Origin of the sequence: Clostridioides sp. GD02377, assembly GCF_045899875.1 — a bacterium.
GTDB lineage: Bacteria > Bacillota > Clostridia > Peptostreptococcales > Peptostreptococcaceae > Clostridioides > Clostridioides difficile_A.
In genome coordinates, this window is sequence record NZ_JBJODA010000007.1 from 13,385 (window position 1) to 38,880 (window position 25,496).

Annotated in this window: 27 protein-coding genes; 6 read left to right on the forward strand and 21 right to left on the reverse strand. The window is 28.7% G+C overall.

Translation table 11 applies throughout. From position 1 onward, the window contains the following. Positions 1–9 precede the first annotated feature (9 nt). From Q3304_RS07290 to Q3304_RS07350, 13 genes are all read right to left on the reverse strand, one after another. The gene (locus tag Q3304_RS07290) at positions 10–1,008 is read right to left on the reverse strand and encodes an ABC transporter permease (RefSeq protein ID WP_407813906.1); all 999 of its coding nucleotides are present in this window, start codon (positions 1,006–1,008) and stop codon (positions 10–12) included. After that, positions 992–2,503, reverse strand: coding sequence for a sugar ABC transporter ATP-binding protein (locus tag Q3304_RS07295; protein ID WP_407813907.1), 1,512 nt, complete (start codon positions 2,501–2,503; stop codon positions 992–994). The genes Q3304_RS07290 and Q3304_RS07295 overlap by 17 nt, the downstream gene beginning before the upstream one ends. 53 nt (positions 2,504–2,556) lie before the next feature. After that, positions 2,557–3,519 carry a substrate-binding domain-containing protein gene (locus Q3304_RS07300; protein WP_054268902.1) on the reverse strand — a complete coding sequence of 321 codons (963 nt, stop codon included), beginning with the start codon at positions 3,517–3,519 and terminating at the stop codon, positions 2,557–2,559. 47 nt (positions 3,520–3,566) lie between these two features. Then, complete coding sequence (rbsK, locus tag Q3304_RS07305) at positions 3,567–4,460, reverse strand: ribokinase (RefSeq protein ID WP_074179323.1); 894 nt, start codon at positions 4,458–4,460, stop codon at positions 3,567–3,569. Between the two features lie 41 nt (positions 4,461–4,501). Continuing rightward, entirely contained in the window at positions 4,502–5,524 is a 1,023-nt protein-coding gene (locus Q3304_RS07310) for a LacI family DNA-binding transcriptional regulator (protein ID WP_407813908.1), read from the reverse strand. A gap of 218 nt (positions 5,525–5,742) precedes the next feature. Beyond that, positions 5,743–6,720: a biotin synthase BioB gene (gene bioB, locus Q3304_RS07315; RefSeq protein WP_407813909.1), complete on the reverse strand. Its 978-nt coding sequence runs from the start codon at positions 6,718–6,720 to the stop codon at positions 5,743–5,745. 206 nt (positions 6,721–6,926) lie between these two features. Next, complete coding sequence (locus tag Q3304_RS07320) at positions 6,927–7,190, reverse strand: hypothetical protein (protein WP_054275688.1); 264 nt, start codon at positions 7,188–7,190, stop codon at positions 6,927–6,929. A 69-nt stretch (positions 7,191–7,259) separates the two neighbouring features. After that, positions 7,260–8,333 carry a DUF362 domain-containing protein gene (locus tag Q3304_RS07325; RefSeq protein ID WP_243193878.1) on the reverse strand — a complete coding sequence of 358 codons (1,074 nt, stop codon included), beginning with the start codon at positions 8,331–8,333 and terminating at the stop codon, positions 7,260–7,262. 401 nt (positions 8,334–8,734) lie between these two features. Then, on the reverse strand, positions 8,735–9,493 hold the full coding sequence (locus tag Q3304_RS07330) for an ABC transporter permease (RefSeq protein WP_407813910.1): 759 nt from the start codon (positions 9,491–9,493) through the stop codon (positions 8,735–8,737). Next, a complete protein-coding gene (locus tag Q3304_RS07335) occupies positions 9,490–10,410 on the reverse strand; it encodes an ATP-binding cassette domain-containing protein (protein ID WP_407811988.1) in 921 nt (306 codons plus the stop codon). Before Q3304_RS07335 ends, Q3304_RS07330 begins: the two co-directional genes overlap by 4 nt. After that, positions 10,407–10,607, reverse strand: coding sequence for a PLD nuclease N-terminal domain-containing protein (locus Q3304_RS07340; protein ID WP_054275685.1), 201 nt, complete (start codon positions 10,605–10,607; stop codon positions 10,407–10,409). Before Q3304_RS07340 ends, Q3304_RS07335 begins: the two co-directional genes overlap by 4 nt. A 4-nt stretch (positions 10,608–10,611) precedes the next feature. Further along, positions 10,612–11,706: a helix-turn-helix domain-containing protein gene (locus tag Q3304_RS07345; RefSeq protein WP_407811989.1), complete on the reverse strand. Its 1,095-nt coding sequence runs from the start codon at positions 11,704–11,706 to the stop codon at positions 10,612–10,614. A 224-nt stretch (positions 11,707–11,930) separates the two neighbouring features. After that, entirely contained in the window at positions 11,931–12,365 is a 435-nt protein-coding gene (locus tag Q3304_RS07350) for a helix-turn-helix domain-containing protein (RefSeq protein WP_021382863.1), read from the reverse strand. 311 nt (positions 12,366–12,676) lie between these two features. Here Q3304_RS07350 and Q3304_RS07355 point away from each other — a divergent pair, with 311 nt between their 5' ends. The 4 genes from Q3304_RS07355 (at position 12,677) to Q3304_RS07370 (ending at position 15,727) form a co-directional block, all read left to right on the forward strand. Further along, positions 12,677–13,243, forward strand: coding sequence for a sugar O-acetyltransferase (locus tag Q3304_RS07355; RefSeq protein ID WP_021382845.1), 567 nt, complete (start codon positions 12,677–12,679; stop codon positions 13,241–13,243). Between the two features lie 221 nt (positions 13,244–13,464). Next, positions 13,465–13,776: a DUF6442 family protein gene (locus Q3304_RS07360; RefSeq protein WP_243193876.1), complete on the forward strand. Its 312-nt coding sequence runs from the start codon at positions 13,465–13,467 to the stop codon at positions 13,774–13,776. A 4-nt stretch (positions 13,777–13,780) separates the two neighbouring features. Continuing rightward, entirely contained in the window at positions 13,781–13,990 is a 210-nt protein-coding gene (locus Q3304_RS07365) for a helix-turn-helix transcriptional regulator (protein WP_054268891.1), read from the forward strand. A 366-nt stretch (positions 13,991–14,356) separates the two neighbouring features. Continuing rightward, positions 14,357–15,727 (forward strand): MATE family efflux transporter, encoded by a 1,371-nt coding sequence (locus tag Q3304_RS07370; protein ID WP_407813911.1) that lies wholly within the window; start codon positions 14,357–14,359, stop codon positions 15,725–15,727. Positions 15,728–15,843: 116 nt separating this feature from the next. Here Q3304_RS07370 and Q3304_RS07375 read toward each other — a convergent pair whose 3' ends face one another. Beyond that, positions 15,844–16,050, reverse strand: a complete 207-nt coding sequence (locus tag Q3304_RS07375; protein WP_054268889.1) for a hypothetical protein — start codon at positions 16,048–16,050, stop codon at positions 15,844–15,846. A gap of 401 nt (positions 16,051–16,451) precedes the next feature. Then, the gene (locus Q3304_RS07380; protein WP_054268888.1) at positions 16,452–16,847 is read right to left on the reverse strand and encodes a pyridoxamine 5'-phosphate oxidase family protein; all 396 of its coding nucleotides are present in this window, start codon (positions 16,845–16,847) and stop codon (positions 16,452–16,454) included. 140 nt (positions 16,848–16,987) lie between these two features. Here Q3304_RS07380 and Q3304_RS07385 point away from each other — a divergent pair, with 140 nt between their 5' ends. Continuing rightward, on the forward strand, positions 16,988–17,380 hold the full coding sequence (locus Q3304_RS07385) for a helix-turn-helix domain-containing protein (protein WP_054268887.1): 393 nt from the start codon (positions 16,988–16,990) through the stop codon (positions 17,378–17,380). Between the two features lie 120 nt (positions 17,381–17,500). Here Q3304_RS07385 and Q3304_RS07390 read toward each other — a convergent pair whose 3' ends face one another. After that, entirely contained in the window at positions 17,501–18,466 is a 966-nt protein-coding gene (locus Q3304_RS07390) for an aldo/keto reductase (RefSeq protein ID WP_407813912.1), read from the reverse strand. Positions 18,467–18,590: 124 nt separating this feature from the next. On the opposite strand from Q3304_RS07390, the gene Q3304_RS07395 reads away from it, so the two are divergent. After that, a complete protein-coding gene (locus Q3304_RS07395; protein WP_407813913.1) occupies positions 18,591–19,199 on the forward strand; it encodes a TetR/AcrR family transcriptional regulator in 609 nt (202 codons plus the stop codon). A gap of 125 nt (positions 19,200–19,324) precedes the next feature. Here Q3304_RS07395 and Q3304_RS07400 read toward each other — a convergent pair whose 3' ends face one another. The 5 genes from Q3304_RS07400 to htpG all read right to left on the reverse strand — a co-directional run bounded on the left by Q3304_RS07400 (position 19,325) and on the right by htpG (position 25,446). After that, positions 19,325–19,741: a DUF3788 domain-containing protein gene (locus Q3304_RS07400; protein WP_407813914.1), complete on the reverse strand. Its 417-nt coding sequence runs from the start codon at positions 19,739–19,741 to the stop codon at positions 19,325–19,327. A gap of 17 nt (positions 19,742–19,758) precedes the next feature. Further along, positions 19,759–20,667 carry an AraC family transcriptional regulator gene (locus Q3304_RS07405; protein WP_054268883.1) on the reverse strand — a complete coding sequence of 303 codons (909 nt, stop codon included), beginning with the start codon at positions 20,665–20,667 and terminating at the stop codon, positions 19,759–19,761. A gap of 186 nt (positions 20,668–20,853) precedes the next feature. Next, positions 20,854–21,876 (reverse strand): spore photoproduct lyase, encoded by a 1,023-nt coding sequence (gene splB, locus Q3304_RS07410; protein ID WP_407813915.1) that lies wholly within the window; start codon positions 21,874–21,876, stop codon positions 20,854–20,856. Positions 21,877–22,075: 199 nt separating this feature from the next. Then, complete coding sequence (locus Q3304_RS07415; RefSeq protein ID WP_407813916.1) at positions 22,076–23,206, reverse strand: iron-containing alcohol dehydrogenase; 1,131 nt, start codon at positions 23,204–23,206, stop codon at positions 22,076–22,078. 299 nt (positions 23,207–23,505) lie between these two features. Continuing rightward, positions 23,506–25,446, reverse strand: coding sequence for a molecular chaperone HtpG (gene htpG / locus Q3304_RS07420; RefSeq protein ID WP_407813917.1), 1,941 nt, complete (start codon positions 25,444–25,446; stop codon positions 23,506–23,508). Between the last annotated feature and the right edge of the window lie 50 nt (positions 25,447–25,496).

A 25,496-nucleotide genomic window follows, 5' to 3' on the forward strand; every position in this document is an offset into this window, starting at 1 on the left:
GTACAACTATTATTTAGCTTTAGCTGATTTTTTTAATTTTATATTATTTATCCATATAGCAAATAGCATTACCAACCCTTTTATAATCATTTGATTATATGAAGATACACTCAATAGATTTAGACCATTTCCTAATATTCCTATTATCCCAACACCTATACATGTACCTACTATAGAACCAGAACCACCCATCATATTAGTACCACCAAGTACAACTGCTGCTATGGCATCCAACTCTGCTCCATCTCCAACAGTTGGTGAACCTGATGCTAAACGTGATGATAATATTATTCCAGCCAATGCTGTTAGTAATCCAGCTAGTGCATATACTTTTACTATTACTTTATTTACTTTTACTCCACATAATCTAGCAGCTTCTTCATTTCCACCTACTGCATGTACATGGCGTCCAAAATTGGTTCTTTTTAATAGAAAATGGCCAGCTATTACAACTATAATCATAATTATAACTGGTATTGGTATCGGCCCAACATATCCTCTACCTAGCATCTTAAATGCATCTGTATTTACTGATATAGGTCTTCCACCTGTAAATACAAAGCTTGCTCCACTTATTATTGTCAACATGGCTAACGTTACAATGAATGGTGGTAGTTTTTGTGTTGAAATAATTGCACCTTTTATAACTCCTAATATTGTTCCTATTGCCAAGGCAAGTATCATACCTACCCATATAGGTGCATTATAATTTACTACTGTTGTAGCCCAAAACGTACCCACTAGGGCAATTACTGCTCCTACACTTAAATCTATTCCTCCAGTAATTATTACAAATGTCATACCTACTGCAAGTATTGCATTTATTGATATTTGTCTTCCAACGTTAATTAAATTATCTAAAGTTAAAAAATTAGATGAAGCTACACTCATTATTACAAAAATTATTACAAGTCCTATAGCTGCACTCCCTTGGTCTCTAAATGCACTTGTTAATTTTGTTAATAATGGAGATGAATTATCTTCTCTATGCTTAGTTATTGAACTCATTAATTTTACCTCCGAAAGCCAATTTTAATACATTATTTTCAACCATTTCTTCACCTTCTAAAAATCCACTTATATGACCTTCTCTCATAACCATTATCCTATCACTCATTGATATTAATTCTGGTATTTCGGAAGATATCATTATGATACTTACACCACTCTCTACTAAATCTCCCATTAGATTGTATATCTCTGCTTTAGCATTTACATCTATACCTCTAGTTGGTTCATCCATAATTAATATGTCTGGCTGTAATAAAAGCCATCTTGCTATTATAGCTTTTTGTTGATTCCCACCACTTAAACTCTGTATAACTTGATTCATATGTGGTGTTTTTATCTTTAATGCTTCTATGTATTTTTCTAGTACTTCTTTTTCTTTTTTTCTGTCTATAACTGATTTAAACTTAGCTATTTTCTTTAATCCAGCCATAGTTGTATTTTCTTTTACACTCATCTGCAAAAACAATCCAGTACCTTTTCTATCTTCTGTTATTAGTCCTAATCCATTTTCAATTGCATCTGATGGTGTTTTAAATTTAATTTCTTTATTATTTAAGTATATTTTCCCATAATCATATGTTCTAAGCCCAAATATAGCTTCTACTATTTCACTTCTCTTACTTCCAACTAATCCACCTATTCCAAATATTTCACCTTTTCTTATGTTAAAACTTATGTTATTGAAGACGTTGTTCTTAGTTAAATCTTCTACTCTCATAACTTCTTCTTTTATCTCTACATCTCTTTTAGGAAAAAATTGTTCTAGCTTTCTATCTATCATTAAGTTAACTAATTCTTCCTCAGATGATACTTCTTTAGTATTTAGAGTCGAAATCGTTTTCCCATCTCGCATTATAGTTATTCTGTCACAAATTTCAAAAAGCTCTTCCATTCTATGAGAGATATATATTATACTAACTCCACTACATTTTAAATCATTTATAAGTCTAAAAAGTATTTCAGTTTCTTTTTTACTTATTGAAGATGTAGGCTCATCCATTATTAATACTTTGGTTTCTGATGATAAAACTCTAGCTATTTCTACCATTTGCTTTTGAGCTATACTAAGCTCTTTAACTAGACCATTTGGATTTATATCTATTCCCATATTGTCAAAAATCTTTTTAGCCTCTTCATTCATTTTTTTATCGTTAGTTAAGACTTTGCCATTTATTTCTTTTCCCATAAAAATATTTTGTGCTACTGTCAATTCATCAAATACTGTTAATTCTTGATAGATTGCATTTATACCTATCTTCTTAGAAACATCTGGTGATATATTCTCTATTTCTTTACCTTCAAAGACAAATTTGCCAGAAGTTTTTGGATGTGCACCAGTTAAAATCTTTATCATAGTTGATTTACCAGCACCATTTTCACCCAGTAGTGCATGAACTTCACCATGAAGTAACTCAAAATTAACATTATCTAATGCTCTGACACCAGGAAATTCTTTAGCAATATTACTTAACTTCAGAATTGTATTACTCATAATGACACTCCTTTTTAAATAGGATTTCTTTCAAATAATCTCATTTTATTTTACTAATTCTTAAAGTCTTTTATATTTTCTTTATCATAAAGTAAAGCTGGTACTGGTATATTTTTTTCTACTTTTTCACCTTTTATAGCTTTTACTACTGCTTCTACAGCTAAACGTCCCATTTCCTTAGGTTGTTGTTGAATCATAGCAAGAATAGTTCCATCTGTTATTCCACTTGCTGCTTCTTCAGTTAAGTCAAATCCTACAATCTTAACATCTTTATTCTTTGCAGATTCAAGTGCCGCTTTAGCTCCTAGTACACTATTTTCAGCTGTTGCATATATTATATCTACATCTGGATTAGATTGAATTAAGTTTTCAACTGTATTAAGAGATTCTTCTCTATCATATCCTGGTTGTGAGTTTAATATCTTAACATTTGCTGAGCCTTTTAATGCATCTTTAAATCCATCTATTCTTTGCATTTGTATTTGAGATTTTAAATCTGTTACTATTGCTATTTCTGATTTCCCACCTAATTTTTCATCTATGTACTTTTTAGTGTATTCCCCTAATTTTTTACCAGCATCATAACTAACTGTTCCTACATAACTTGTAATATTTTCAGTATTTAATACAGCATCCACTGTAACTACTGGCATTTTTTCAAATGCTCCCTCTACAGCTGGTACTATAGCTGAGTTATCTGTTCCAAGTACTATCATTCCATCCACATTTTGTTGTATAAAATCTTCTATTGCTGACGTTTGCTTTGCCACATCTTGGTCTGGGTCATTTACTATGACTTTCACGCCTAGTTCTTTGGCTTTTTCTTTGATTCCCTCATCAATATCTATAAAAAATTGATGTTGAAGAGTTATTGTAGATACTCCTATAGTTAAATCTTTCTTATCTGAGCCACTTTTATTATCTGACTTACTTGGCCCTTCCATTGAACATCCTGTTAACATTCCTATTGCTAGTGTTCCAGCAATTCCTAAAGATAAAATTTTTCTCACTCTCATAATTAACCTCCATTTTTAATAGTTTTAAATTTGAATAAATTGGATTTCTATTTATTAATATTTAAATATTTTTCAACATCTTCTTTATAAGGCATACCAGATTGAGCTCCCAACTTTGTTACAGAAAGACCTGATACTACTACTGCATATTCCACTGCTGTATATAGATTTTTACCTTCTGTTATAGCCACTGACAATGCTCCATTAAACGTATCTCCTGCTCCTGTAGTGTCTTGGACATCAACTCTTATGCAAGATACATGCTTGATTTCCTTACCATCATAAAATCTAGCTCCATTTTTTCCTTCTGTTATTACAAGTTTATTAGGATATTTTTTTAATACTTCCTCTATCTCTTCCTCTGTATCAAAAACTATCTTATATTCATGTTCATTTGGTGTTAAGTAAGTTGCTTTTTCTATTATATCTTCATCTAATTTTATTGCAGGTGCTGGATTTACTAAAACTTTTATCTTATTTTCAAAACAGAAATTTACCACATAATTTATTGTTTCTAATGGAATCTCTAATTGTAGTAATACTATGTCTGCATTCTTTATCTCTTCTTCATTCTTTTTAATTAATTCTATGTCTACTAATTCATTAGTCCCTGGCACAACAACAATACTATTATCATTTTCACATAGTGTTATGACCGCAACACCAGAGCTTTTATGTTTATCTCTAGATACTAGGCTATAATCAACTTTATTATCTCTAAAATTTCTTATTAACTCTTCTCCTAAGCTATCCTCACCTACACATGATATCATTTTCACATTTGCTCCTAGCTTAGATGCTGAAACAGCTTGATTAGCACCTTTTCCACCAGGTGACGTAAAAAAACTATTACCTAGTACTGTTTCTCCTTTTTCTGGTCTTTTATCTACAGAACATACCATGTCCATGTTTACACTTCCTATGACAACTATGTTTCCCATTACATTACTCCTTTACATATCTATTTATTTCTCGAATGTTGCTATTTATTATCTTTCGTTGAATCTCTTATAACTAATTCTGGCTTAAAAATCAACTCATCAAATGATTCTTTTTTATCTCCTCTTAAACAATTTATCAGTATCTCACTAGCCTTGTATCCTATGTCATAAGATGGCTGTCTCACTGTTGTAAGAGAAGGACTTATTAGGCTAGATGTCTGAATATCATCAAAGCCTACAACATTTACATCATTTGGTATATTTAATCCTCTTTCTTTAAGCCCTCTTATAACACCTATTGCAATCAAATCATTTGCACAAAATATTGAATCAAAATCTATTTTTTTCAGTTTTTTTATAAATTCTTGTCCCCATTCAATTTTATACTTACCTTCAAATACATAATCAGGGTTGTAACTTAAATTACGCTCAATTAATGCTTTTTTGTATCCCTCTAATCTATCTACTGCTATTTCATTTTGAAGAGGACCACTTAGGTATATTATTTTCTTACTCCCAATATCTAATAAATGTTTTGTAGCTATATATCCACCTTCAAAGTTGTTTATTTTAACTATTCCTTTTAAAGTTTCTTTGTTCATACTTATCTTCTTATCAATTAATACAGTTGGTATTTTTATGTCTTTATAATTTGCCTCTTTCCAATTTGTATTTGAAGAAGCTGCAAAGATAATTCCATCTATCATTCTCTCTGATAATGTTCTTATCCCTTCATATTCTTTTTTGGCATCTTCATCTGTATTACATAAAATTATGTTGTAACCTTCTTCATTAGCCTTGTCTTCCACTCCTCTTGATACATCTGTAAAAAATGGATTTCGGATATCTGGTATAAGAAGCCCTATAGTGTTAGTTTTTTTAGTTACTAGGCTTTGTGCTAGTTTGTTTGGTACATAATTTTTTTCTTTCATTATTTTTAAAATTTTTTCTCTTGTTGCTTGACTTATATTTTCATCTTTATTATTAATGACTTTTGACACAGTTGTTTTAGAAACACCAGCCAATTCGCCAATTTCTTTTATAGTAATACTCAAGAAGTTCACCCCCGCAATTTAGGAAACCGTTTTACTTAACCGGTTACCTAGATATTAGCACATCCTTTTTTCCTTTGCAACTATTTTATATAAATTTTGATATTTTTCTCATTTTTCATAATATTGCAATTTATAATTCAAATTTAATATTTATATTAATATACAAAAAAAATTAATATACTTTTATAATTATTTAAAAGTACATTAATTAATTTAAGTAATCTTTATTAAAGTTCAAGTCCTTGTTCTATAATCATTTTTTTATCATTTTCAATTCCATTTCCGACAGTTGTTAAATAATCACCCACAATTGCAGAATTTACACCACCATTAAATCCAATTTTGTCATACCCTTTTAAAGATAGCCTTCCTCCAGCATATCTTATGTATACATTGGGAATTATGAATCTAAATACTGCTGTTGTTTTTAATATTTCCATAGGCTCTAATATATCATAATCTTCCATAGGAGTATTCTTAATAGGGTTTAAAATATTTATCGGAATTGATTTGACATTTAATTCTCGTATTTCAAAAGCCATTTGTAGTCTTTGTTCTTTACTTTCATTCATCCCTATTATTCCACCTACACATACATCTAATCCAACCCTTTTAGCTTCTTTAATTGTTCTTATTCTGTCTTGATAAGTATGTGTTGTACATATATTATCAAAATTATCTTTAGATGTCTCGACATTATGATGATATGTAGTCACACCTACTAATTTTAGCTTTTTAGCTTGCTCATAATCTATAATACCTAGAGATGCACATAATTTTAAATTAGTATTTTCTCTTAATCCTTCATAGATATTTAAAATATCATTAAACTCTTTTCCTGTCATACCTTTACCACTTGTAACTAAAGAGAATCTATGTACTCCTTTACTTTCCATTTCTTTAGCTCTCCTTAAAATCTCATTGTACTCGAGCAATGAATATTCATCTACCCCAGTTTTATAATGGGATGATTGTGCACAAAATTTGCAGTCTTCACTACATTTGCCAGACTTAGCATTCATTATTGTACATAAATCCACTCTTCTTCCCATAAAAGCTTCTCTTATTTCATTTGCAGATTTTAATAGTATATCAAGAATATTTTTGTTATTTGTATCAATGCTTATTAACCTAAGAGCTTCGTCATAATTTATTTCTTTTCCATCCAAAACTTTATTTTTTAATTTAATTATGTATTTTTCCATATACCCTCCTATTCGTCAACCCACATCATTTATATAGTTTACTTATTATATATAGTATTACATAGGTATCATTTATTAGTCAACCTTGTGCTATATACAAGTTTACTATTAAGCAAAAAATACTGCCTTAAAATAGTATTCGTATAATATATTTATACATATCACTATTAAAGCAGTATTTTTTATTAAATATTATTCTTATTAATTTACAAAACTATCCTTGTCTTAACTCCATCCAAGCTTTCCATTGTAACAACCTCTAAACCTTCATACTCTCTAAATAGCCATTTTAAATCCTTCATAGCTTGATTAACCTGATTTTTTGTTAGATTATTTATAAAATATTCTTTTCTAGTTTCCTCATACTCTTTGCTAGTTAAAAAGTTTCTTAGAAAATTAAATGCAAATACACTTGGGATATTGTTTACATTAGCTTTCTTGCTATTTTCTTTCTCATAGTAAATTTTCATAAATGCATACTCCTTTGATACTTTTAAATTTCTCTTACAATAATTATATGCATTTAAGTCCTACTATTCTTATAATTTTATTAATTCATATTCTTTATTTCCCATTCCCATTTCACATGCATAATCTATTATTCTAGTTCCATTTACATGAGGATGCTCATGTTTGAACACATCATGACCCATTTCCTTACAAACCAAATCATAGCATGCTTGTTCAATAGCTACTGGGTCTGTTGATGCTAATATTCCTATATCATGTGCAATCGGTCTACCTGACCAAGGCACGCAATCACAAAGTGGAGTTACATTCATGACAAAAGTTATATATCCTACCTTATCTTTTTTGTTTGATACTGCTCCATAAGCGTATTCTGCCATCTTTTCAACAAACACATCTGAGTCACTTTCCCATTGTATAGTTACTGCTCTAGTTGGACAGACAGTTGGACATTCTCCACATCCATAACACACATCAGAATCTATAATTGCCTTCTTATCTACTATACTTATAGCTTTTGTAGGACAAGAATTAACACATTTTCCACATCCTATACACTTCTTCTCTTTTACTACTGGCGTAACATCAGAATGTTGCATTTGCTTTCCTGCTGCACTTGCACACCCCATAGCTAAATTTTTTAATGCTCCTCCAAAACCTGCTGCTTCATGACCTTTAAAATGACTCATTACTATCATTGCAGAAGAATTATAAATTTCGCCACCTATTTTCACACTTTCAAAATGTTTTTTATCTATTTGTACATTTTCATAATTTCTACTGTACAATCCATCTGCAATTATTACTGGTGCATTTACCACTGCATAGGCAAAACCATTTTCTATAGCTGTTGTAAGATGGTCTACAGAATTTGTTCTACTCCCTGTATATAATGTATTTGTATCTGTCAAAAATGGCTTTCCTTCACAATCTTTAATCTTATCAACCACTTGTCTAACTGCTACAGGACTCATATATGTAGTATTTCCTTTTTCTCCAAAGTGAAGCTTGATTGCTACTTGGTCATTCTTTCCTATTAAATCTTTGAATCCTGCTGTATCAAATAATCTTTTTACATTGTTTGGCACATTTTTATTTTGCGAATTTGAGTATAAGTCACAAAAATATACTTTTGACTTTTCCATATCTACACCCCTTTAAAATATTTACTTGAATTAATTTTATCACTTTTAAAGTGATTTTTTAGTATATTTTACCACAATTAAAGATTCTTATCTTTATTTAATAAAAACAATATTATTTTAACTCCTTACTACACCGTTTTAACTTTTTACTAGTTAGGCTCTATATACTATAGCATATCTTAAATAACTGATAATCACTAGATTATAATCTAGCTCTTTTTTATTTTCAAACAATTTCTTAAGGTAATAATTTAATTATTATAAAATAGAATGAGTACAACTAAAACAAAAAAAGACTTGAAACTTAAGTTCAAGTCTTTTTTGCTTAGATATATTCTTATACATTATTAAGTTTATTTCTACACAATATATTGCTATTTATATTTATAATGAAGATATCATTAAACTGGTTTTTTATTAAATAAAATAACAGCTGATAACAGACACACTATTGAAATAATGATTGTTACAATGATTGGAATAATAAATTCTGGAGCTGTCACTTTCCCTGAAATCAAATCTATATTTTTTGATAATATGAAATTAGGGGTATAAGGTGCAATCTGCTTAGGAATAGAAATTAAACTCAAAGCAAGGGTTACTACTAATACAAGTAATACACTTGCAAATGCTGGTCTAAATAGTACACATCCAAGAATTAATATAGTAATATACATAATACCAATTATCCATAAGTTAAATGCTGAAAATACAACATGATTAAGATTTGCAGTTGGCCAAAAATACATTGTATAACCATAAGTACATAAAAAACTCAGCCAGAAACCAATGGTCATAATAATTACTGCAATAGAAAATTTAGATAATACTACAGACGAACGTGACAATCCTTTAGTCAACATAATGACAAGTGTTCCTTTAGAATATTCGTTTGATAAAATATTACAAAAAATAATTAGAGTTAAACTCATTCCAAGACCAGAGATATTACTAGAAAACTGTGTCCAAGAATCTAAAGCAGTTGGTAAAGCAGTAACTTTTAACGTTGGGGCAAAATGAGCAATTAAGTCTGGCATAAATTTAGCAGAAAGAGGACTCATTATTCCAAATATTAAAAATAAAGCAATCAGACTAAATAATTTGTAATTTCTTACGTTCTCTACAAATTCTTTTTTTGTAAATGCTATGTATTCTCTCACTTTACTACCTCCAAAAATAAATTTTCAAGTGACAATTCTATTAATTCCATCTTTATTGGACAAAGATTCATTTCTGCAAGTGTAGATATGACTGTTTGTTGTATTGATTTTATATCTTTACCATGGAAAATAATTTCCATATTAGTCTCTTCTGAATCTTTAAGTAAGGATTTAATCCTACTACTAGACTTAAATACTTGGATTTCATCATTACTTGAAAACTCCAATAAAAGTCTATCTTTTCCGTGCATACTTTTTATTTCTGAAAGTGTACCACTAAGAGCAATGCTTCCGTTATTTAATATAGCAACATGGTCGCAAATTCTTTCAACATCAGACAGTATATGTGTTGAAAATATTACAGTTGTTGAGTCTTTGATTTTAAACATAATATCTAATATTTCTTTTCTACCAACAGGGTCAAGTGCGCTTGTTGGTTCATCACAAATAAGTAATTTAGGGCGTGAAAGTAATGCTTGAGCTATCCCAAGACGTTGCTTCATTCCACGAGAAAATCCACCTATTCGTTTCTTTTCATTTCCAAGTCCTACAAGTGATAACAACTCTTCACTTCTTAACTTTATTTCTTGTTTTGAAAGCCCTGTGATTTCTCCACAAAGAGAAAGATATTCAAGTGGTCTCATATAGTTATAAAACTCTGGAACATCAGGTAGATAACCTACATGGCGATTAGAACTTGTTCTTCCATAGGTCACTTTCTCACCACAAACATTTATAGTTCCACTATCTGTTTCAAGCAACCCAAGCACCATTTTCATTGTTGTAGTCTTGCCTGCACCATTCTTACCTACAAAGCCAAAAACTGACCCTTCTGGTACAGTAAGATTTAGATTATCTATTATCTTTCGATTACCAAAACTTTTTGATAACCCATTTATTGAAACAATATTCATCATTCATCACCTCTCCCTATAGTGAAATATAAAATTGGGCCTATTATACTTATAAATAACACTAAAAGAATCCATATTGCCTTATTACCAATTTTATAATTTGGATGTTTTATTATATGAATAAGTGCAGTAATTACGAGTATTAAATTTAAAATAATAATAGGAAGTAACAGTGGTAAATTTTCCATTAAATTTTCCATAATTTTATTCCTCCAATAAAGATAATTTTTCTATAAGAAATCTGTATTCTTTGTTCTCATTTAATACAGAGAACATAGGATTATTCTTAATAGCAGCAACAATACCTGCCTTTACAATTGTATCATCACGTGTAATACCTGTTCCAATCTCAGAAATCCAGCCATCGATATGATTAAAAAAGTCATCACTATGTAGCATAATTGGATATATATCACTCATTGCCAAATCTACATATCTTTGTAATGACTTAATAGCTCCTTTAGTATTTCCATGTATTAAATTCATTTGTATCTGTGTTAAATATACAGAAAACATAATGCCAGGAGATAATGCATCAAGGTCAAAAGTATCTGAAATCATTAAAATACGTCTTTCTATTTCTTCAATTTGTGATTTATCTGAGTTTTGCAGAAGTCCCACTAAATCTTGAACTAACAATGTAAGATTCTGATATGCTCCTATCTGTAACGTTTCATTAGCTTCACTAATTTGACCATTCATCATTTGTCCCTGTGCAAGGAGTATGCTTTCATTTACCATGGGAAAATTGCTATCTTGAAATAAGTCAATAACTTCTATAGGTTGATTTAACAAGATATAACAGGTTGCCTCCATACCTTTTGACTGACGACAAATTTCTATATCATCACTTGTTTCTCGTATTCGAATAAAAATTTCTAATGCTTCACTAATTAATAGTTCACGTTTTTCTTCATCTACAAGGTCATAATGATTAATTATTAAAACACCCATCTGATAAATCAAAGGAAAGCATGAATAATATTTCTTTATGGTTTCTCGTATTTCATCCATAACTTCGTCAAATGGTTTAACAGTAAAATCTTTACACAATCGCTGATATAGTTTATTAATATCTTCCTTAATCATTTGCGGTTCGTAACAAATTAATTCATCAACTGTAATGTTGAAATATGTCGCGAGTTGTGGCAAAAAAGTGATATCAGGATAGCTTTGCCCAGTTTCCCATTTAGATACAGAGGCTTTAGAGATACCTATATAATTTGCAAGTTCATCTTGTGTAATTCCTTTTTCTTTACGCTTTAAAATTAGTGTTTTTGCAATGTTTAATTCATTCATATCAACGCCTCCTTTGTATAATTATATCCTTAAATCCATGAACCTAACAAGCGATTTAAAGTTGACTTTTGATGAAAAAATCAACCATAGAGAAACAAATAAGCAGGTATCTTAGATACCTGCTTAAATATATTTTTAAATTTAATTTATATAATTTTTTATTTATACCAATTATTTCCACATTTTTATACAAAACCACAGATGAATATATCCAAATATAGTTTTTATTTATCATGCTTTTTAAACGCCTTGTATAAAATATCTTTTAATATAAGTACATTATTCTCATTGCTCATCTTGTATTCTTTTTCAAATCTTGAATATAATTCTTCAATAGCTATTTGATACTTTTCTATCCCCTCTATATCAACATATGCTTCTAAAATAGGATACTTAGAGCTCCATGCTTTTGTCCAGTCAACATCCTTACTAATATTATCAGTTATATCTTTAGAACATAAATTACTTTCATCAATCAAGTAATCATAAGTAATATTAAATAGCTTTGATATATTTTTTATATTTTCTAAGTCTGGCTTAGCTTGCCCTAATTCCCACTTGCTAATAGTTTGTCTAGATACATTTAGTCTTTCAGCCAACAATTCTTGAGAATAATTATATTTCTTTCTTAGTTTTGTAATCTTGTCTCCTAAATTCATATATTAAGCCCCTTTCAATTTAAAATAATTATATTTCAATTATAAAGTATTAAACTCAACTGTTCTACAAAGTAAGGTTTGAAATATGTAAACTTTAGTTTACATACATAATGAAACATTCTATATAAACAATATTAATATTTAATTATAGATTTTTTGATAAAAATTAATTATTTATTCTTAAATAATAAAAAAGGCTTGTGTTGTAGTTAACTCCAAGTAGTATACTCTATTTAAGAGTTGAGTAAACATAATGAGTTTTACGTAGAGATATTGTACAGTTTGTAAGTAAAATCAATAGGAGGAAATTTATGAGTAATATAGATATATTTGAGAGAGACAAATCTGGCGAAGTAATTTCAGATTCTGACCCAGATATGGATAAAATAAGATATGTAATAGAAAGGGCTAAAAAAATAACTGCTGAGCTAAATAACTCGTATCATACTAAAAAAGAAATAAGAAAATTATTTTCTAAACTTACAGGTGTTGAAGTCGATGAAAGCTTATATTTAATACCACCATTTTACACAGACTTTGGAAAAAATATAAGAGTTGGAAAGGATGTATTTATTAATCATGCCTGTACATTTATGGATAGAGGTGGCATTACGATTGAAGATGATGTACTTATTGGACCTAAAGTAAATCTTATAACAATAAATCATCCTTTAGAACCATCTAAAAGGCATTCCACTGTGTCTACACCTATAGTTATAAAGAAGAATGCTTGGTTAGGAGCAGGAGCAATGATTATGCCAGGTATTACAATAGGTGAAAATGCTGTTGTTTCAGCAGGAGCAGTAGTCACAAAAGATGTACCTCCAAATACTGTTGTTGCAGGTGTACCTGCTAAGATAATAAAGAATATATGTTAGATTATTAGATTCTAAGTTGAAGTTTAGTTGTTGGATTAATAGAATATTATTATAGTGTTTCAATAAAAAAAGACATTCTTAATTTAATTAAGTTTGTCTTTTTTTATTGATTAATATCATATTTATGCCAAGTTTTATTGTCAAAGTTCTTGACAAGTAAACTTGGCATGATATAATTAAAATACCAAGTAAACTTGGCATCTAATTAGGAGGTGTCTCATATGAATAAAGAAGAAATCTTAAGTAAGAGTCGTCAATCCAATAAAGATGAAGGATTAGAGTACATTGAAAATAAAGGTAGAAAAATAGGATATTCAATTTTCACATGTGTCTTCGCTTTCATTGTAATATTTAACGCCTTTATTGGACAAAAGAGTGATGCAGTATCTGCTTTATTTTGGACATTTGGTCTTGCTGAAAATATAGCAAAATACCAATTCACATATGAAAAAAAGAATTTGATTTTGGCTATTGGTTTCTTAATTACAACTATATTCTCATTGACTAATTTTGTTTTATCATCATTGAGGTAAGCATATGAATGAAGAATTAATATTAAAAAATCACTTAAAAATAGTAAGAACAGAGAAAAAATTATCTCAAAGTCAACTAGCTGAAATGGTTGGTGTGTCAAGAAATACTATTAGTTCAATAGAAACAGGTCAATTTAATCCAACAGCAAAATTAGCACTTATCTTATGTATAGCTCTAGATAAAAAATTTGAAGATTTATTTTACTTTGAATAAAATCTATTGTAGCCATAAAATATAAAAGAAACTGTAGTCATTATATGTATTATCAACTTCCAAAATTTAAAATAAAAAGATTTATATAAATAAATAAAAGAGTAAATGATTAGATATTTATTATCTTATCACTTTACTCTTTTATTTATTTTAAAGTCTCATCCATCTCCTTAATACCTTATATTCCATATTTATTAGAGCCTCTTCTGTTTTAAAAAAAACTCAATTTTAAGTCTATATATTACCCAAATATAGCGCAATTATACAGGTACCTTAAGAAATGTGTTGCAAAATTGTTATGGTACCTGTATAATATATTTCATAAGGTGCCTTATCATTATAATTTATATTATTTAGGAGGATAACATGGAAAATGAAAAATCAAATATTAAATATTTAAAAGAAGAACCAATAAAAAAAACTATTCTTTATTTATCTATTCCTATGATGATAGGAATGTCAGCTGGAACTATTTATAATGTAATTAATGCCTACTTTATAGGATTAGTTCATGACACAGCTATGCTTAGTGCAATAACATTGGGACTCCCTATATTTACAATTCTAATGGCTTTTGGAAATATGTTTGGTGTTGGTGGCAGTACATTCATAACTAGGCTAATTGCACAAAATAATAGTGATGAAGCCAAAAAAATTGCTGGATATACTTTTTATGCAAGTATTATAACGAGCCTATTAATAGGTCTAATTGGCTACTTACTAATGAATCCTATTGTTAAATTATTAGGTTCTGATATGGCTACATTTGAATATACAAAACAATATGCGATTACACTATTTGTTGGTGGATTCTCTATTGTATTGAACTTCTCTCTTGAGCAAATTGTAAGGTCTGAAGGTGCATCAAAAGAATCTATGTATGGTATGTTTGTAAGTGTAATAGTTAGTATCATATTAGATGTTTTATTTATACTAGTTCTTAATATGCATGTGTATGGTGCTGCATTATCAATGATACTTTCTAATATTGCATCTAGTGCTTATTATGTTTGGTATTTAAATGTTAAAAGCGAGAACCTTAGAGGATTTTTACATTACATAAAAATCAGCATAAATAGCCAAGTTGAAATATATAAAGTTGGTGTATCCCAATTAATCCAATGCTCTTTCTTAATTGTGACTACACTATTATCCAATAATTACTCTATGCAATATGGAAATAATATAGTTGCTAGTTTTGGTATAGCACTTAGAATTGCTCAAATTCCAGAATTCTTTGTTATGGGTATTGTTTTAGGTGTAATGCCACTTATAGCATATAATTTCTCTAATAAGAATATACCTCGTTTAAAAGAAAGTATAAAGTATTCTGCTTTATTCATATTTGTAATCGCAGTTGTATTTTCAGGAGTTGTTTATATATTTAGAACTCAAGTAATACAAACATTCTCAGTTGATACATCAGTTATTGAAATAGGAACTTATGTATTGATAGCTATGCTAGTATCTGCCTTATTCAATGGAGTTACATCCTTATTTATGACAATATATCAAGCATCAGGAAAAGGCATTGAAACAGGTATAATGTCTATAAGCCAAGGTGGATTGTATATACCTATAGTAATATTTCTTAATTATTTTTATGGACTTGATGGATTGATATGGTCTATGACAGTAACAGAAATTATAACATTTTTAATAGGTGCAGTTTTATATATACCTTATAGTATAAAACTAAAAAAAGAATCAACTAAAAATAAAGTAAGTCTTATATAAGATTTACTTTATTTTTAGTTTTAATGTTAGTCAATACAAATTATTTTATTATATGTAATTATTAATAGCTTACTGAACCTCTCATGACTAAAGTCACAAGTGTGCATAGCTATTTTTTAATCAATTTTATTAAAAATAACAGTCTTTTCCTTTAAAGAGATTTTCCCTACTTGATATCCATATTCATTTAATTCTTTTTTATATTTCAAAAACGAATGGTCTATCTCTATCCCTGCAATATCTTTTATTTCTTCAAAATTTAATTTAAATGATTGATTACCAGATTTCTTGACATATTCCCATAAAGAACTATATTTACTCACTTCATATCACTCCTTTTAAAATTATATCTTATCTATTAGTTTATATTCTATCACTATTAATTTATAACGTCATGCTACTTATTATTTATATAGAAAAATATACAAATAATAAGTAGCAATTTTTTATAATTATCATATTTTATTCATATTTAAGAAAAGTCACTAATAGTTAAACTATTTTTTAAAGGAAGTTTACTCCATCAGAAAATAAATTTTAATTGTTCTTATTTTTATTATGTAATTATTCAACACAATATGTCATTGTTGAAATACAAATCTAATAACTAAATATTTTTACAAATTCATTACTTAAATTTTTTTATTGCATCTAAGTTAAATTTGTCATTATTTTAGTAATAACGTTTTCTTTATTTTCACTATGGATATCAATTCCATTATAATTAAAGCTCTACATCAATCTTTTTACCACTCATTGAACAGCAACTAACTTTTGCCTTATCAATAGAGAATATTTCAAACTTACCGTCTCCTACAGAGTACATCTGACTTAGACTTGGCATTATTTCAAGTGCTTTAGCTTGTGTTTCTTTTGATGTAACGAATACTGCTTCACCCAAAATACGTAGAGTATTAAGTTTTTGGTCTATACAACAAATCTCAAGCTTTGGATTAAAAATAAGTTGTTTAAACATATCTTTTTGATTAGATGTGCAAAATGTAAGTCTCCCATCATATTCCATAACAAACCCTAGAGGACGCACATGCGCTTGATTGTTCTCATCAACTGTTGCTAAATAATAAACTCCTGCTTTGTTCAAAAATTCTAATACTTTCATAATTTTTACACCCCTTTTAAATACTTGTATTAAGGATTATCCTTTGATATAATTTTAATATAAAATACAAAAAAAACAAGTATGCAGTTTTTTCTGATAAAGTATAAAAAAGATACTACTATAGATAAGGAGTAATTATAATGAGTTTAGATAATGAAAAAAATACGACTACAAAGATTGAAGAATTAACCTGTCCAATACGTTATGCACTAGATATTGTTGGTGGTAAATGGAAATTACCTATTATATGTATGTTGGCAGTTGATAATCCGATTAGATATAGTAGCATAAAAAGAAAACTAGATGGAATTACAAACACTATGCTAGCCCAATCATTAAAAGACTTAGAGTCTGATGGTATTATTAATCGTAAACAATATAATGAAATTCCTCCAAAAGTTGAATATACATTGACAAGTAAGGGCAAAAGTATTGTGCCTATTTTACAACAATTTGCTAATTGGGGAGCTATAAATATGCAAGAAAAAAGCATATGTGGACTTAATTGTAAGGAATGTCGAAAAATAAAATAAATTGAAGTATATTAGTTTATTTAATTGATTACAAAAAGCCACTCTTTTATGAACTATACCCCTCTTAGGAGACAGTTCACATTATACAGAGTGGCTTAAAACTTAAATATGAATACTGCCCTACTTAACTACCTTGCCATTCTTAAATCTCATATTTGGAAAACTTGCACCTAAAATTTTATTCTTGTCTATAGCATTTTCAATCCTTCTTATATCTTCATCGCTCAATTTAATATCTTTAGCTTTTAGAGAATCTAATAATGTAACTCTTCTTGATGCTCCAACCAAGGTTATAATATCATCGCCTTTTGATAAAACCCATGCAAGAGCTATTTGTGGAATAGTAGCTTCTTTTTCATTTGCTATTTCTCTTAAGTTCTCTACAAGTTCAAGGTTTTTCTCTATATTCTCATCAGAGAATAAAGGTATCCACTTATATCTTTGAGCATTAGATTTTGAGCATACTCCACTTAAAAGACCATGAGCAAGAGCCCCAAAAGCGACAACCCCTACTCCTAATTCTCTAGCAGTTGGTAATATATTTTCTTCTATATCTCTATTAAATAAAGAATATTCAGCTTCTATAAAGCTTATATGGTGAACCTTATTAGCTCTTCTTAAAATATCTTCACCAACTTGAGTAATACCTATATGTTTTATGTATCCTTCTTTTACTAAGTCAGAAATAGCTCCAATAGTCTCTTCTACTGGTATATCCAAATCTATTCTTGCAGGTTGATAAAGGTCTATATAATCTAAATTTAATCTCTTAAGAGTCTGTGCAACGTGACTTTTTATATTAAAAGGATTGACATCAAGACCATACATTTGACCATTAGGTGCAACAAGAGCCCCTGTTTTTACAGATACAAAGGCATCTTCTCTTTTTCTACCTTTAAGAGCCTCACCTATTATCATCTCACTTTGACCTGCTCCATAAAAGTCAGCTGTGTTTAACACATTGATACCACTATCTAAAGCTTCATGTATTGTGGCTATATTCTCAGCTTTATTGTCAAGGTTTACCATACCTCCGCAACCTAGTCCAATTTTATAAAGTTCTAAATTATCATTTTTGTATCTCATTGTAAGACCTCCTAATATAACACAAATATTATTTTAGTACACTCGTACTTTACTTGACATTGTAGTACGAATGTACTAAAATGTCAAATAAATGTTATTATAAATTTTTATTGGAGGATTCAATATGGCAAAACAAACAAAAGTGGATATCTTAATTAAAGCTCGTGACTTATTTAATGAATATGGCTATAACAATGTATCTATGAGAAACGTTGCTGATGCTTTGGGAATGAGTGTAGGTAACTTAACTTATTATTTTAAAAAAAAGGAAGATTTGATTGAAGAGGTAGTTGAATACAAACATAAAAACTATAAAAAAATAGACATGCCTAAATCCTTACAGGATTTAAATAATTTATTTTTAAATTCACTAAACATTCAAAATGAGAATGCATACTATTTTAAACATTATGACCAATTATCTCAAATAAGCCCTAAAATATATAGATTTCAGCTTGATTTTATAAAAGAACTTAAGCAGTTGTTAAAAGAAAGCTTCATCAATCTACAAAACTCTAATTTAGTTCAGGAATGTACTATGCCTAACCAAATAGAAAACATTATTGAATGTATTTTGACAATACTTATATATAAACCCGTTGGTACTAAAGAACTTGATGAACATGATAGTATAGAAAGTACTCTAAACTGTTTATGGAGCATTATTTTTATGTTACTTACTGATAAAGGAAAAAATATATATTTAAGTTCTATATCAAATCAGTTTAAATAATACTTAGTAAATTCAAGTTATATAATATTATGAAAAATTGAGATACAAAAACTAATTTAATTCATATAAGTTACTAAAATTAATATAAAAACAGGATGCTCATATAAGTCATCCTGTTTTATGTATTAAGCTCTAAATTTAATCAGTTCAAGTGCATCATTCAATACAGATATATTATCTATTTGAATCATTAACCACTTACTACTATTAAAAAAATCTATCTCACTGTATATTTGTTTGATATAATCACAACAAGTATTAATAAATAAGTCAACTTCCACTCTATTACTCTCATTTACAATAACCAAAGCTTTAAAGGAACCTTCTTGTGGATATAAAGTACACAATGATTTACCCCTTTTTTTGTATTTTACATTCCAACCTCTTTGCATTGAACATTTACTGTATTCAAGCTTAGGCTCTACATTATAAGTTGAAATCAAAGCATTATTTAGATTATCCCATAATGGATTATTGATAAACTCTTTGATTTTCTCAGGTGTTGGTTTGTTATCTTGAAAAAACATATCTTGCCAATCCATATTCATGCCCCCTTCTATTATTCAATAGGTACTGGAACAGTCCAATGCTCCATATATGCCACTTCCGGTGTAGAAGGATAATACATCTCAATCGCAAAATCAGTGGCCATTAAATTATGATTCTTCATCCATCGTTCCATAAACTTATCTGCTTTAAAAACAGCTGAATCGACCAACTCATTAAAATTTTCTGCTTCAAATCCACATACTAAATATTCTTTAGCAGGTAACTCAAAGGTACTATATCCTTCTACCAATGTACCTGGCTCCACTTCTATACCTGCCATATACATACAATTCCCTTTTTTTGCACTTCCCATATAAAGAGCAGCAAATTCATTTCCACCTGGAATTTTATTTGGTATATTGTGTTTTTGACTTCCAAGTTTCATCCATAATTCCTTTGCTAACGCAATACCAGTTGTCTCACCACCCATCAACTGGCAAATAGGTATTTCTCCTTCTATTCCAATAAAAGACCTTGGATTCCTCAATCTTCTGCGAGTTACTTCAATTACTATATCATCTGCAATAAGTGGTACACCTTCATCAACCATAATATAATTTAAGATTAATTCTGGCTTAACAAATTGATTAAGTTTTACTGGATTTGCTCTATATTCCTCTGGCGTTAATCCATATGCTTTTTTAAAAGCACGTGTAAATGTCTCATGACTTTCAAATCCAAAATTTAAAGCTACATCAAGTATACGATTCTTATATTCTGCTAAATGTTCAGAAGCTTTTGCAAGACGTCGAAGTTTTATATACTCCATCACTGTTTTATTGACTAATCTTTTAAACAGTCTTTGATAGTAAAATGGTGATAGGTTTGCTTCATTTGCCAGTTCATTAATTGAGATTCCTTCTGATAACCTTTCTTCTATTAAGTCTAATGTGATTTGAATAGATTCCCATGCATGCAAGTTATAAGTACCTCCTAATATTGTTATTAATCTTATACCTTATATATTATCAAAACTAAAAAAAATGTTCTTGATATACAGTGCCTTTTTTAATTTTTTGTATGATGATACTGAATTTTATCACTTTTTAAGTAAATGTAAAATACATATGAACATAAAATATAGCAAATCTAATTTAAAGATTTGCTATATTATATATTTTATTAAACTATTTTCAAATACTTCATTTATTTCCTTATGAAAAAACTCTTTCATATCGTCTATTTGTTCTTTATCATATACATACTTTCCATATCCAAATTGACCATATTTAAACTTTCTATCTTCATTTTCCATTGGCAACAATGTGTCTGGATAAATTTCTAATATTCTATTTTTAGCTTTAGTAGTATATCTATGAGATATAACTTCAAATATAATTTTTCTATCAAAATCCTTTGGTAGTGCTTCTTTTATGTTTCTGATAAGGCTTCTATATTCTTCTTTCCAACCTTCATATAGAAACACAGGAGCTATTATAAAACCAATCTGATAGCCAGCTTTAGCAAGTTTTACAGCTGATTCTATTCTTTTATTAACAGATGCTGTATAATGTTCATGTCCTTCTATAATCCTAGGAGTATTTATACTGAATCGTATTTCTGTATGATTATTATGTTTAGCATCCAATAAACTATCTACATCACTGTATTTAGTAACAAATCTAAATCTTCCTTTTTCTTCTCTTCCAAAAAACTCTATTGTTTTTTTCAATGAATTGGTATACGGCTCTACTGGAACTGGGTCTGATGTAGCTGCACCTTCAAATATAGTAACTTGTGGCTTTCTATCTTCAATATACTTCTTTGTTTGTTCAAGTATCTCATCTATATTTACAAATACCCTTATAAAGGGTTTATCACCTAGTTGTGTGTTTAAATAACAATATTCACATCTTCCCATACATCCACTGACAAGTGGTAGTTGATAATTAGCAGAAGGTTTACATGTTTGAAACTTCATGCTTTTTCTAATCCCAACTACCATGGTCTGTTTTCCACTCCTATATTGCTCGTATAGATTTTCACCTGGAATATGTTCCTTGACTCTATTTGATGATATATTAATTATCTCTACATCTTTTTTATCTTTAAATTTATCATATATGTTTTTTCCAACATCAGTATCTAAAGTTCCTTTTTCAAATATTATTCTTTTGGGATTAAACATTTATTTCACCTCTACTCAAAGTTTTTAAATGAAGATTTTTATAAAATATTACTTAGTTAATCTTCCCTTTTTTAAGCACCTTTATTTATTAGAAAGTAAAATAAAAATTTAAGATTAATTTCCTATATGTACACTACTATTTATGAGTTTCTTACTGATAATAAATGTATTTATCTAAAATTAAATGTATAATGTTAAGTTAAAGAGACTTGTAGTATATTTCTTTTATTTGTTCTTTATTAAAAGTTTTTGGATGTCTCTTAATATTTGCAGCCGATATCTTCATGCAATTATCAGTTAACCAATCTATATCTGATTTTTCAACACCTAAATCAGTTAGTTTTATATCTAAATCTATTTTTTTAAGGAAATTTCTAATTGCATCTGAACAATCTTCTGCACAAGTTCCTCCTAATATTTTTGATATATTTCCAAATCTTTCGATGTCACTATCCCATGAACTTTCTACAATGCCTGGAGTCAAAGCTGCAAGTCCTTTTCCATGCATTACATCTCTAAGACCACTTACAGGATGTTCCATACCATGTGGTAAGGCTGTCCCTGCTGTACCAATTGTCATTCCTCCAATAGTGCTTGCAAGTGTTATTTTCTCCCATGCTTCTAGGTCATCTACATTATTATATACTCTTACTAAATTTTTTGATATAAGCTCAATTCCATAAATAGCTTGTACATCTGCAAGGTAATTTCTTCCGTTAGAAAGATATGCTTCCATATTATGAGCAAGTGCATCAAATCCAACTGATGCAATTATATGTTTTGGCATTGTAACCATAAGTTCTGGGTCAATTATTGATGCCTTTGCATACATACTATTCTTTTTTATGGATTTTTTATCTTTGGTTTCTGAATTCGTAAGCACTGCAAAACAATTCCCCTCACTACCTGTACCTGATGTAGTTGGAACTAAAATTATAGGTAAAGCTTCTTCTCCTTGTCTGATTCCAAATATATATTCATTTAAATCTCCTGGATTTTTATAAGAGAAAGCTATACTCTTAGCAGCATCCATTATACTTCCTCCACCAAGACCTAAGACACAGTCACATCCAGTTGCTTTTATAATTTCTACACCTGAATATATAGTAGTTATAAGAGGATTTTGTTCTACTTTATCAAAAACTTCATATTCTATTTTAGAATCTTTTAGTAAGTCTATTGTTTTATCAAGTAATCCAGTTTTCTTTGTACTATTTTTGCCAGTTACAATTAACACCTTTTTACCATATTTAGATACTTCTTTTCCTACATCATTGATTCTACCTCTCCCAAATAATATGTTTACTGGTAAATTATAATTAAAATTCATGCCAAAACCTCCTATTTCTACTTTAGTAATAATTTTATTTTTCAACACAACGTAATTATGTATTAAAACATAAATTACAAAACAATCTTTTACTTAATTATATGTATTATTTTATACTATATCAAGTTATCTCTATTTAACCAAATTCAATTTTTAATTGTAATCTATTTAAATATTTGAAACTTTAATCAAAGATAAAAAATAAAGAAGAGTTACACAAAGATAATTTCAATTATCTTAAAATAACTCTTCTCATAATATTAGATATTTTTTATAAATTTACTTTAATATATTTAATCTTACAATTCTATTAACATGTTCATAAGTTTATTACTTCTTTGAACAAATGAGTCTAATTCGTCTGGTTTTAATTCTTTATTAGAAAGTAAAGCTAAATCTGCTATCTGATTACAAATAAGTGCAACTTTATCTTTCTTTTCTTCATTATCTTTAAGAGAAACTAATTTTTTAATAATTGGGCTATTTTCATTTATCACAAGAGTTTTCTCTTCCTCGAAGTTCATTCCTAAATCCATTCCAGCAAATCTTGACTGCATTTCTGCCATTCTGATAGATTGTTCAGATACTAATACCATAGCTGGAGTATCCTCGTTTTTTAAGCCTTCTACAGAATAATTTTCAACTCTTTCTCCAACAGCTTCTTTAAATAGACCTTCTATCTTAGCTATTTCTTCTTTATTTTCTTCACTATCTTTATTTTCATTTTTGTCTTTTAATACATCAGAAAGGTCTGCATCTATTCTATTAAACTTAACACCATTTTCTTTATATTCCATAAATGAAATAAAGTGAGTATCTATTGATGAGTTTAATACAACAGCATTTAAATCATATTCTTTAAATAATTTAATGTATTGTGATTGTTGTTCCTTATCACTTACATAGAATACTTTATTTTCGTGCTTGTCTTTACATTTCTCTAGATAATCTTGTAATGTTATATATTCATCATTAATAGTTTTAAATAATATACATTCTTTTACTTTTTCATAGAAACTTTCATCTTTTAAGCAACCATATTTAATAAATATTTGTATATCATCCCAAAACTTATTGTATTCTTCTCTTTCATTTTTACAAAGAGATTTTAACTTGTCAGCTACTTTTTTAATTATATGTTTAGAGATTTTACTTACATCTCTATCATTTTGTAAGAAACTTCTTGATACATTTAATGGTAAATCTGGGCAATCTATTACACCTTTTAATAGAAGTAAAAATTCTGGTATAACTTCTTTTATATTATCAGCTACAAATACTTGATTGTTGTATAATTTCACTTTTCCCTCTGTCAATTCAAACTCATTTTTTAGTTTAGGGAAGTAAAGTATACCCTTTAAGTTAAAAGGATAATCTACATTTAGATGTATCCAGAATAAAGGCTCATCAAATACATGGAATACTTTTCTGTAAAACTCTTTGTATTCATCATCAGTACAATCTTTTGGAGATTTTAGCCATAGAGGATTAGTATCATTTAAAGGCTCAATTACCTTTGCATCTATAACTTCTTCTTCTTTTCCTTCTTCCTTTTGCTTTTTAACTTTTTCTTCTGCTTCCTTAGCTTCTCTTTCTAATCTTTCAACATCTTCTAAATATATTTCTACTGGTAAGAAAGAACAATACTTATCTATTATACCCCTTACAGTAAATTCATCTAAGAATTCCTTACTATCATCATCAATAAATAATGTTATAGTAGTCCCTCTCTCATGTCTAGCATCTGATTCAGATATCTCATATTCTGTACCACCCTCAGATATCCATCTTACTGGAGTTGCTCCTTCTGTATATGAAAGTGTGTCTATTTGAACTTTTTTAGACACCATGAATGCAGAATAAAATCCTAATCCAAAGTGACCTATTATGTCATTTGATTCTTCCATCTTATCCTTATATTTGTTAAAGAAATCCTCAGCACCTGAAAAAGCAACTTGATTTATGTATTTTTTTATCTCTTCTTCAGTCATACCAATTCCATTGTCAATAAATTTAAGTGTGCCTTCCCCTTTATTTACAGATACTGTAATTTTATAATCTGATGGCTCAACTTCTGATATTTCTCCTAATGATACAAGTCTTTTGTGTTTGCTTACTGCATCACATCCATTACTTATAAGTTCTCTTATAAATATGTCTTTATCAGAATATAACCATTTTTTAATTATAGGAAAAATATTTTCTGTATGAATTGAAATACTCCCTTTTTCAAACTCCATTTTTATCCCTCCTCATTTTATAGTTAATATTTTAAATTTTTTAAAATAGT